We start from the raw sequence: 8883 nt of genomic DNA on the forward strand, positions 1-8883 counted from the left end.
ACGGCGGCGCAGCCGGCGTCGATGGCGGCGAAGACGTAGCGCGGCTGGAAGTGGATGTCCGCCACGATGGGGATCGGCGACTTCCTCGCGATCTTTGGCAGGGCGTCGGCGTCGTCCCGGGACGGCACCGCGACCCGGACGATGTCGCACCCCGCCGCCGTGACCTCGGCGATCTGTTGCAGCGTGGCATCGACGTCGGCGGTCAGGGTGGTCGTCATGGTCTGCACGGAAACCGGAGCGCCGCCACCGACCGGGACATCGCCGACATGGATCCGCCGGGTCGGACGGCGCACCGGCTTCGTGGGCGGGACGGCGGGCACACCGAGATGGGTGGTCATCGCGGCCCCCTGGTGTTGAGGAAACCCGCGAGCGGGGTGACGTCGTAGGTGGTGAACGCGGCGCGGGCGCGCAGGACGGACGCGGTGATGCCGGCACCGTCCAGTCCCGCCGCGGCCAGGAGCGTGCCGCGCGTGCCGTGGGGGATGAACGCGCGGGGCAGTCCAAGGCAGTGGACGGGGGTGGTCACGGCGGCGTCGGCGCAGTGCTGGGCGAGGAGGGAGCCGAAGCCCCCGGTGCGGGTGGCGTCCTCGACTGTGACGGTCAGGCGGTGCCGGGCGGCCAGGTGGACCAGTGCCGGGCTGACGGGGACGATCCAGCGGGGGTCGACGACGGTGGAGCCGATGCCTTCCTCCTCCTCGAGCCGGTGGGCGGCCTCCAGCGCCGCGGGCGCGGTCGGGCCGGCGGCGACGAGCAGGACGTCCAGAGGACGGTGGGTGCTGCGGTGGAGGACGTCCACGCCGTCCATCCGCGCCAGTGCCCCGATGTCGCGTCCGGCGGTGGCCTTGGGCAGCCGCAGGGCCGTCGGCCCGTCGGTGACGGCGACGGCTTCGCGCAGCAGTTCCCGCAGTCGGGCCGGGTCGCGGGGCGCGGCCACCCGCATGCCCGGCACGAGGGACAGGAGGCCGACGTCCCACATGCCGTGGTGGGAGGGGCCGTCCGGGCCGGTGATGCCGGCCCGGTCCAGGACGAGGGTCACCGGCAGACGGTGCAGGGCGACGTCCATCAGGACCTGGTCGAAGGCGCGGTTGAGGAAGGTGGCGTAGACGGCGACGACCGGGTGCAGACCGCCCATCGCCAGACCTGCGGCGCTGGTGACGGCGTGCTGCTCGGCGATGCCCACGTCGAAGACCCGGTCGGGGAACCGCACGGCCATGGGGTGCAGACCGGTCGGCCGGAGCATCGACGCGGTCACCGCGACCAGGTCCTCGCGTTCCTCGGCCAGGGCCAGCAGCTCCCCGGCGAGGACGCTCGTCCAGGACTGCGCCGGCTGCCGGAGGCCGGGGGCGGGCGCGCCGGTGACCGGGTCGATGACACCGACCGCGTGGAAGCAGTCCGCCTCGTCGGCCTCCGCCAGGGCGTACCCCTTGCCTTTCACCGTCACCACGTGCACCAGGACCGGCCGGTCCAGGGCACGGGCTTGGGTGAGGGCCTCTTCCACGGCGGGGACGTCGTGTCCGTCGACGGGCCCCAGGTAGGCCAGGCCCAGGTCGGTGAACAGGTTGCCCTGGGCCCGTCCGCTGCCGGGGCCGGCCCGGAGGGCGGCCAGAGCGCCGGCCAGGGCCCCGGAGGTGGGTGCGTAGGACCGTCCGTTGTCGTTGAGCACGGCGATCACCGGCCGGCCGGCGGCGGCGATGTTGTCCAGCCCCTCCCAGGCCATCCCGCCGGTGAAGGCGCCGTCACCGATCACCGCCACCACCGCACGGTCGTTTTCCCCCGCCAGGGACCGGGCCTTGGCCAGGCCGTCCGCGTACGACAGGGCCGTCGAGGCGTGCGAGTTCTCGATGACGTCGTGCACGGACTCCTCACGCGAGAGGTAGCCCGACAGACCGCCCGCCTCCCGAAGGGTACCGAACGACTTCTGACGTCCCGTCAGCAACTTGTGCACATAGGCTTGGTGGCCGATATCGAAAAGGATCGTGTCACGGGGCGAGTCGAAGACCCGGTGCAAGGCGATCGTCAGCTCCACCACACCCAGGCTCGGGCCCAGATGCCCGCCCGACGCGCACACCTTCTCGATCAGGAACTCGCGGACCTCACCCGCCAGTTCGCGGAGGCGCCGGGCAGGCAGTGCCCGTAAGGCTTCCGGTCCCGTGACGGACGCCAGAAGCGGCGGTACGATTTTCATGCCGTCGGTTGGTGGGGGGTTCATCAACCTACCTCGCAAGGCGAAGAGAGCAGCGGATGAGGGCACGGCGGAGCGGAGCGGGGACGGCGGTCTTCCGGCACCGCTGATCCCATCCCGGGCGGACGTGGGCCGCGGCGGCCGGCCGCGTGCCGACTGTGCCGGATGCGGGATCGCACGGTGCGCTGTCGGCGGCGCGCCGGGGCGTCGTGGGAGGTGGCGCCCACGGGTGCCGCGAGGTGAGCGGTGGAACGCCTATCCACCTTCGGCCGTCCCAGTCGGACCTGGCCAGGCGCGTTCCGCACGGCGTCGAAGCCTGCGTCACGGGCCCGGCACGCCCCTGGGCGCCTTCCGCCGACGGGTGTCACGGTCGTGCACCACGCGGCGTGCGGTGGGCTTCGGGGCGCGGGGGCGGTACCACCGGGGACGCGCCGGTGCATGCGGTCCGCGTCGTCAAAGGTGGCTGCGCACCGGCGGTCTTCCGGCCGGCGGCCGCACGCCTGTGGCAGGCCGCGGAGCCACCGTCGGGCGGACACCGGTGGCGGACTCAAGAGTCTCCGCCGACGAGCTTGTCATACGGTCGCAGGAGGCGCACGACCCCGGCCCTCGCGGGCACCGGTCCACCGCACCCGGCAGGCGCCGCGGCCTGCCACAGGCGTGCGGCCCGGAGCGGCCCTACCGGTGCCCCCGGTGCCTCATCCCTCGAACTCCTCCGGGGGGACCACGGGTTCCTCGGGGATCACGTGCATCGCCGCCTCCTCGGCGGAGGCGGCGCCGCCGTTGACGCCCACGTCCCGCGCGTACACGTCGTTCATGCGGGGCGGCATCAGATCGGCCGTACCGGTGAGCCGCCCGGCGCGCTCGTCGCCGGCCTCCTCGTCGATCGGCTCCCCGTCGCGCGGCTGGTCGCCGATCCCGTCGCCGTCGGGAACGGACGGCTCGGGCACCTCCTCGGCGAGCCGCTGATCGAGGCTCTCCCGGTCGCGCTGCTCCCGGGCCGTGGTCCCGTGGTGGGTCACGGCCAGCGGTTTCTCCGGTGGCGACCAGCCCTCGTCGAGCACCTCGTCCAGGCCGTCGCCGTCGAGAGCGTTCTCCAGGTCCAGGTCGTCGGGGTTGTCCCGGGTATCGGAACGCACCGGCTGGTAGACCTCGTCACCCATCGCGTCGTCGGACATGCTGCGCTCCTTCCTCCCGCGCGGCCCCGCAGCGACGTCCCTTCCAGTCTCCTCCGTGCGGCTGCCCGGCGCTCCCCGGGCGGGCACGCCGGGGTGGCGGGGCGCCGGGCGGCGGCGGTGAGGGGAGGGTGGTCGGCACGGGGGTCGCCGGATCGTGGGCCCGTACGACGGCACCGCGGCCACCCGTACGGCGACCGCGGTGCCGGTTCCCTGCTCTTCCTCCTCCGGACCGGGCTCTTCTTCTCCCGGACCGGCGGGTCGGCTTCTTCCGGACCGGCGGGTCAGCGTCCCTTCCCGCCGCGGTCGCCGCCCTCGCCGTGGCGGCCGTGCCGCTCGCGCTGGACGGACTCCTGAGCCTCGGTGCTGGGCGTGATGCCGTCGGCCGCGTCCCGCTCGTGCTCGCGGTCCGGCCGGTCGATGATCTCGCCGAGCTCCCGGGCCGCCTCCTCCGCGGCGGTGCGGGGCTTGCCGGGCGTGGCACCGGTGTCCTTCGTGGAGTCCTTCATGCGCGTTCCTCCGCCTGTCGTGCGATCGCTCCGGCGGCCACCCCGTGGGCGGCGGCCGGGGGCCGTGATCGTCCGGCCCACCGTCCCGGATGCCCGGCCGGCCGGCCGGTATGCCCGCCCGCCGCCTCAGCGGTCCCGGTCGGGGTGGTCGCGCGCGGTACGGGCGCGTTTCTCGCGCGCGGCCTTGGACCCGCCTTTGACGCCGCGCAGCGCCTCGCCGCCCGCGGTCCCGTCCTGGTCGCCGTAGCCCTCCCGGGCGCTCGCCGTACCGGGCACCGTGCGCTCGTGCGCCGTCTCCTCCGCGCCCGAGGAAGCGCCCGGGCCCTTGCCGTGCGCCCCGCGGGAGTCCTCGCGTGCCGCTTTCGAGCCCTGCCGGTCCCTGCCGTCCGTCTCGTCCACCGTCGTCGCCCACCTTCCGTGCCGGCCCGGCCGGACGGCCGGTGCGGACGCGCCGAGTACCCCGATCCGGGGCGGCGAATCGGGGTACTCGGGGGGCGGATGGGGCGGAGCCGCGTCAGGCCGCGCCGTCGTCGCCCTCGGGCCAGGCGCTGGTGTCCCGGGGCGGCACGTACGGCTCCTCGTCCTCCGGGTGGCCGCCGAGGATGGCCCGCTCGCGGCTCAGTTCGGCGTCGAACTCCAGACCGAGCAGGATCGCGAGGTTGGTGAACCACAGCCACATCAGGAAGACGATCAGCCCGGCGAAGGTCCCGTAGACCTTGTTGTAGGTGCCGAAATTCGCGACGTACAGCGCGAAGCCCGCCGAGACCGCCATCCAGAGCACCAGGGCCACCAGACTGCCCGGCGTCACCCAGCGGAAGCCGCGCCCGCGCACGTTCGGCGCCGCCCAGTACAACATGGCGATCATGGCCGTCACCAGCAGAACAAGCACCGGCCACTTGACCACCGACCACACCGCGAGCGCCTCGTCCCCGACGCCCAGGGCGGTGCCCGCCTGCCGGGCGATGCCGCCGGTGAACACCACGATCAGCGCGCTCGCCGTCGCCAGCAGCATCAGTACCAGGGTCACGGCCAGGCGCAGCGGTGTCAGCTTCCACACCGGCCGCCCTTCCTTGATGTCGTAGACGGCGTTGGAGGCGCGGATGAACGCCGCCACATAGCCCGACGCGGACCACAGCGCGCCCAGCAGACCCGCCACCGCCAGCACCGAACCGGCGCCCCCGCTCGCACTCGCCTGGCGCACGGCCCCGGTGAGGATGTCCTGCACCGGGCCGGGCGCCAAGTGGTCGAGGTTGTCCAGCAGCTTCTCCGCCGCCGACTTGCCCACCACACCCAGCAGCGAGACCAGCACCAGCAGCGCCGGGAAGAGGGACAGCATCGTGTAGTAGGTCAGGGCCGCCGCGCGGTCGGCCAGTTCGTCGTCCACGAACTCCTTCGCCGTGCGCCGCAGCACCGACCACCAGGACCGGGGACGCAACTGCGTCGGCTCGTCCGGGGCCCTGCGTTCCACTGCGGGCCCGGGGCCGGCCTCGTTCTCGTCCGTGCTCTTCTGTGTCGCCGTCACGTCCCAACGGATAACCGGCCGGGAGGAGTTCAACCGCGTCGCCGTCGGTGCGGACCGGGTGTGCGGACCGGGTGTGCGGACCGGAGCCCGGACGGGGTAACCGCCCCCGCATGGAAAAGTTCCTCGTCGGCACCTGTTCCTGGACGGATCCCGCCCTGCGGGGCAGCGGCTGGTACCCGCCGGCCGCGCGCGACGACCCCGAGGGGCGGCTGCGGCACTACGCCGCCCGGTTCCCCGTCGTGGAGGTCGACGCGACGTACTACGGGATGCCCAGCACCCGCAACTGCCGCCTCTGGGCCGAACGCACCCCGCCCGGTTTCGTCTTCGACGTCAAGGCGTTCGCCACGCTGACCGGCCACTCCGCGCGCGCCGGTGCGCTGCCGCCCGACCTCCGCCCGCCGGGGTCCCCGCAGCGCCGGCTCTCCCCGGCCCGACTGGCGCGCGGTGTGGTGGACGAGCTGTGGCAGCGGTTCACCGGCGCGCTGCAGCCGCTGTGGGAGGCGGGACGGCTGGGCGCGGTGCTGCTCCAGTTCCCGCCGTGGGTGCGGGCGGGGGAGCGGGGGCACGCCTTCCTGGCCGAGTGCCGGCGGCGCGCGGGCCGGCTCCCGCTGGCCGTCGAGTTCCGGCACCCGGGCTGGTACGGGCCGGGGGAGCGGGAGCGCACGCTGGAGGTGCTGCGCGCGCACGACATGTCCCTGGTGGCCGTGGACACCGCCCAGGACGTACCGGAGGCCGTGCCGCCGGTGGCCGCCGTGACCCGGCGCGAGCTGGCGGTGGTGCGCTTCCACGGGCGCTCGGCCGCGTGGGGCACCGGCGGGAAGGAGGACGCGTACCGGCACTCCTACACCGCCGAGGAGCTCGTCCCGTGGCGGGACCGGATCCGCCGGCTGGCGGGGGAAGCCGAGCAGGTGCATGTGCTGTTCAACAACTGCTGCGGTGACGCGGCGGTGCGGTCGGCCGCGGTGATGCGCGCGTTGCTGGAAGGGTGAGGGGGACCGACGGGTCGACGGAGTCGACGGAAGAGCCCCCGGACCGTCGGTCCGGGGGCTCTGTGCGAAACGGACCGTCGGTCCGGGGGCGTGTGCGAAACGACCGCGCGGGGCGCGGCCCCGCGGGAAACGGTGCAAGGGCGGGGCCGGGGCGCTTCCCCGCTCACCCCGTCGGTTCGCCGTGCGCCGATCTGCGGAGCGGCCCCCAGGGGCCACGCTGGCGGACCACCTCGCGTTCCGCCTCGTCGATCACCTCGCCGTCGATCCAGGCGAGCGGCCGCACCTCCCGCACCAGCGGTTCGTTGTCGGGGCCGCGGCCGATCTCCCGGCCCTCGAGCACCCAGGGCCGCACCCCGGGGCCCTTGTCGCGGCGCAGGTGGCAGTAGTCGTACAGGCGCCGGGCGACCCAGAGCCGCAGCGGACGGTCGTTCCACCACGGCTCGACGTCGAGGGCGTTGACGGACAGGCCGGGCAGGCTGGTGCCGGTGAGGTCGTCGGTGCTGGAGGCCAGCCCCAGGTCCGTCCCCGGTCCCCGAGACCACCGCACGAACAGGTTCTTCCCGCGCTCGACCATGGCGACCAGGTCGTCGAGGGACGTCAGGACGGGCAGGGCATCGGGGGCGGTCATGTCGACGGCGGTTCCTCCGCACTTCACGGGATACACCGGGGCCGCGTGGATGCGGTCACCGGGAGAGGGCTCAGGGGGGAACGACGGCGGGGCCGGCCCCCGGGGGCGACACCGTCCCGGGCGGCGTCGCGTTCGACGCCTCCAGCCAACCCCCGGCCGCGCCCTTCCGCAATTCGGCGCGGAGCACGGGCCGTGCCGCGCCGCTCCGGCCGCCCGCCGCGATCACGTCGGCGGCGATGTCGCGGCCGCAGGGGACGGGCGAGGGGGCCGTACCGGACGGAACGGCCCCCTCGGCGTACGTGTCCGGCCGATTCAGCCGGCGGCCGGACCCGCCGCGTCCGTACCCGACAGCTCCTTGAGGAAGCGGTGACACTCGGCGGCGCGGCGCGAGTCCTCGGCCATCACCGAGCGGAAGAACTCCGCGATCTCCTTCTTGCCGGCATTCTCGGCGTCCCGCACGTACTGTCCGTAGTCGTGCCCCGCCTTGAGCGAGTGGTACTGCACCGAGACGAGGTCGAAGACGACGTCGCTGAAACCGGTTTCACCCGTGGCCATGGTGTGTCCTCCCTGCTGGTGTACCTGCTGTTTCCGTACGTGTTCCGTGCCTGCCGGCTGTCCGCCGGCCCCGTGGCCGGGCCGCGGTGGCGGCGGAATCCGCGGCGCGCTTTCCGAGCCCTCCGGTTACCCCTTCGCCGGACGTTCACACGGCGTGCGGCCGACGGGACCGGCCCGCCGTCGCTCACTCACCCGCTGCGAGCAGGGAATCGTCGCGGACCCGGGCGCCCGGCAGCCGGTAGCGCGCGGCGATCAGCGCGGCGTCCACGTCGTTGGTGCCCGTGGCCACGCAGAGGAGGTAGGCGACGTCGTCCATCCGCTGCCTGGCCTCCGGGTCGCCGGACTCCGCGTGCAGCAGGTCCAGCGTCGTGTACTGCTCCACGAGGTTCGCGAGCACAGCGGGGTGAGCCATCAGCAAGGTCACCACTTCCTTTCACCGATTTCCCTGTGGGGGGCGCCGGGCGGTGCCGGAAAGGCACGTCGTCCGCGGCGAACGGGCTGCTACCCGGGAAAACGGGTCTCATGCGACGGGAGTGGCGCTCGGGGCCGCGCATCCGTGCTCGGGGGTGGCGGGCACCTCCGGTGCCGGTCCGGAAACGGGCCGGGGCCGGTCACCCGGCCGTGCGGCGGCGCGACGCCGGCGCAGGGCTGGGTGAGGAGGCGCGGCCCCTGCTCGTCGAACCGCGGACGAGGGTGTCCGCGCGCTTGTCCCGGTACGCGTCGCCTGGCGTGCGCGTCACAGGCCTCCCACCGGAGCCGGCGCCCAGAGCCCGGCGGCCGTTCCTTCGCGCACGTGCCGCTCGTAGACGGCGACCTTCCCCTGGATGATCTCGAGGTCCGCCCCGAGGGCGGCGATCCGCTCCCGCACCGCCCGTTCGTGCTCCCGGAGCAGCTCCAGCCGCGCCGCCTCGTTGCCGGGACCGGACCGCACCAGCGCCGCGAAGCGCCCGACGGTCGCCACCGGCATGCCCGACGCCCGGAACCGGCCGCAGAGCAGCAGCCAGTCCACGTCCGCCTGTTCGTAGACCCGACGGCCGGCGGCGTTGCGCGGGACCGGGCGCAGCAGCAGGCCCTCGCGCTCGAAGAACCGCAGGGTGTCCACGCTCATCCCGGTGGCCTTCACGACCTCGCCGATCGAAAGGCCGCGCGCCGGGAGGCCGTTGGGCGGGGAGCCGTTCACCGGGGCGCCGTCCGCCGACAGGCCGTCCGCACTCGTTTCCATGGCGCCGCAGCCTAGGCCGTCTCTTTCGGATCACTTTCACTGGCGTGCGATAGGTTGCCCGCCATGACTGGACTCGGATCCGTTGCCTGGCCACCTGCCCCGAT

The 8883-nt window shown here is 74.2% G+C and carries 11 protein-coding genes; 1 reads left to right on the plus strand and 10 read right to left on the minus strand.

What is annotated here, in order from left to right:
- From ACZ6X9_RS33665 to ACZ6X9_RS33690, 6 genes are all read right to left on the minus strand, one after another.
- A partial coding sequence (locus tag ACZ6X9_RS33665) for a flavodoxin-dependent (E)-4-hydroxy-3-methylbut-2-enyl-diphosphate synthase (protein WP_469781856.1) occupies window positions 1-338 on the minus strand: 338 nt, incomplete at its 3' end.
- A complete protein-coding gene (locus ACZ6X9_RS33670; protein ID WP_469781857.1) occupies window positions 335-2209 on the minus strand; it encodes a 1-deoxy-D-xylulose-5-phosphate synthase in 1875 nt (624 codons plus the stop codon). The genes ACZ6X9_RS33665 and ACZ6X9_RS33670, both read right to left, overlap by 4 nt.
- Window positions 2210-2877: 668 nt before the next feature.
- Window positions 2878-3357, minus strand: coding sequence for a DUF5709 domain-containing protein (locus ACZ6X9_RS33675; protein ID WP_469781858.1), 480 nt, complete (start codon window positions 3355-3357; stop codon window positions 2878-2880).
- A gap of 281 nt (window positions 3358-3638) precedes the next feature.
- Complete coding sequence (locus tag ACZ6X9_RS33680; protein ID WP_469781859.1) at window positions 3639-3863, minus strand: hypothetical protein; 225 nt, start codon at window positions 3861-3863, stop codon at window positions 3639-3641.
- Between the two features lie 126 nt (window positions 3864-3989).
- Window positions 3990-4262, minus strand: coding sequence for a hypothetical protein (locus ACZ6X9_RS33685; protein WP_469781860.1), 273 nt, complete (start codon window positions 4260-4262; stop codon window positions 3990-3992).
- Between the two features lie 115 nt (window positions 4263-4377).
- Window positions 4378-5385, minus strand: coding sequence for a YihY/virulence factor BrkB family protein (locus ACZ6X9_RS33690; protein ID WP_469781861.1), 1008 nt, complete (start codon window positions 5383-5385; stop codon window positions 4378-4380).
- A 110-nt stretch (window positions 5386-5495) separates the two neighbouring features.
- On the opposite strand from ACZ6X9_RS33690, the gene ACZ6X9_RS33695 reads away from it, so the two are divergent.
- Complete coding sequence (locus ACZ6X9_RS33695) at window positions 5496-6374, plus strand: DUF72 domain-containing protein (protein ID WP_469781862.1); 879 nt, start codon at window positions 5496-5498, stop codon at window positions 6372-6374.
- A gap of 163 nt (window positions 6375-6537) precedes the next feature.
- Here ACZ6X9_RS33695 and ACZ6X9_RS33700 read toward each other — a convergent pair whose 3' ends face one another.
- The 4 genes from ACZ6X9_RS33700 to ACZ6X9_RS33715 form a co-directional block, all read right to left on the minus strand.
- Window positions 6538-7002, minus strand: coding sequence for a DUF6098 family protein (locus ACZ6X9_RS33700; protein ID WP_469781863.1), 465 nt, complete (start codon window positions 7000-7002; stop codon window positions 6538-6540).
- A gap of 312 nt (window positions 7003-7314) precedes the next feature.
- Window positions 7315-7557 (minus strand): acyl carrier protein, encoded by a 243-nt coding sequence (locus ACZ6X9_RS33705; protein WP_436781333.1) that lies wholly within the window; start codon window positions 7555-7557, stop codon window positions 7315-7317.
- Between the two features lie 184 nt (window positions 7558-7741).
- The gene (locus ACZ6X9_RS33710) at window positions 7742-7975 is read right to left on the minus strand and encodes a DUF5133 domain-containing protein (RefSeq protein ID WP_469781864.1); all 234 of its coding nucleotides are present in this window, start codon (window positions 7973-7975) and stop codon (window positions 7742-7744) included.
- A 318-nt stretch (window positions 7976-8293) separates the two neighbouring features.
- Window positions 8294-8779, minus strand: coding sequence for a MerR family transcriptional regulator (locus tag ACZ6X9_RS33715; RefSeq protein ID WP_469781865.1), 486 nt, complete (start codon window positions 8777-8779; stop codon window positions 8294-8296).
- Between the last annotated feature and the right edge of the window lie 104 nt (window positions 8780-8883).

The organism is Streptomyces sp. NPDC052910, assembly GCF_055585605.1.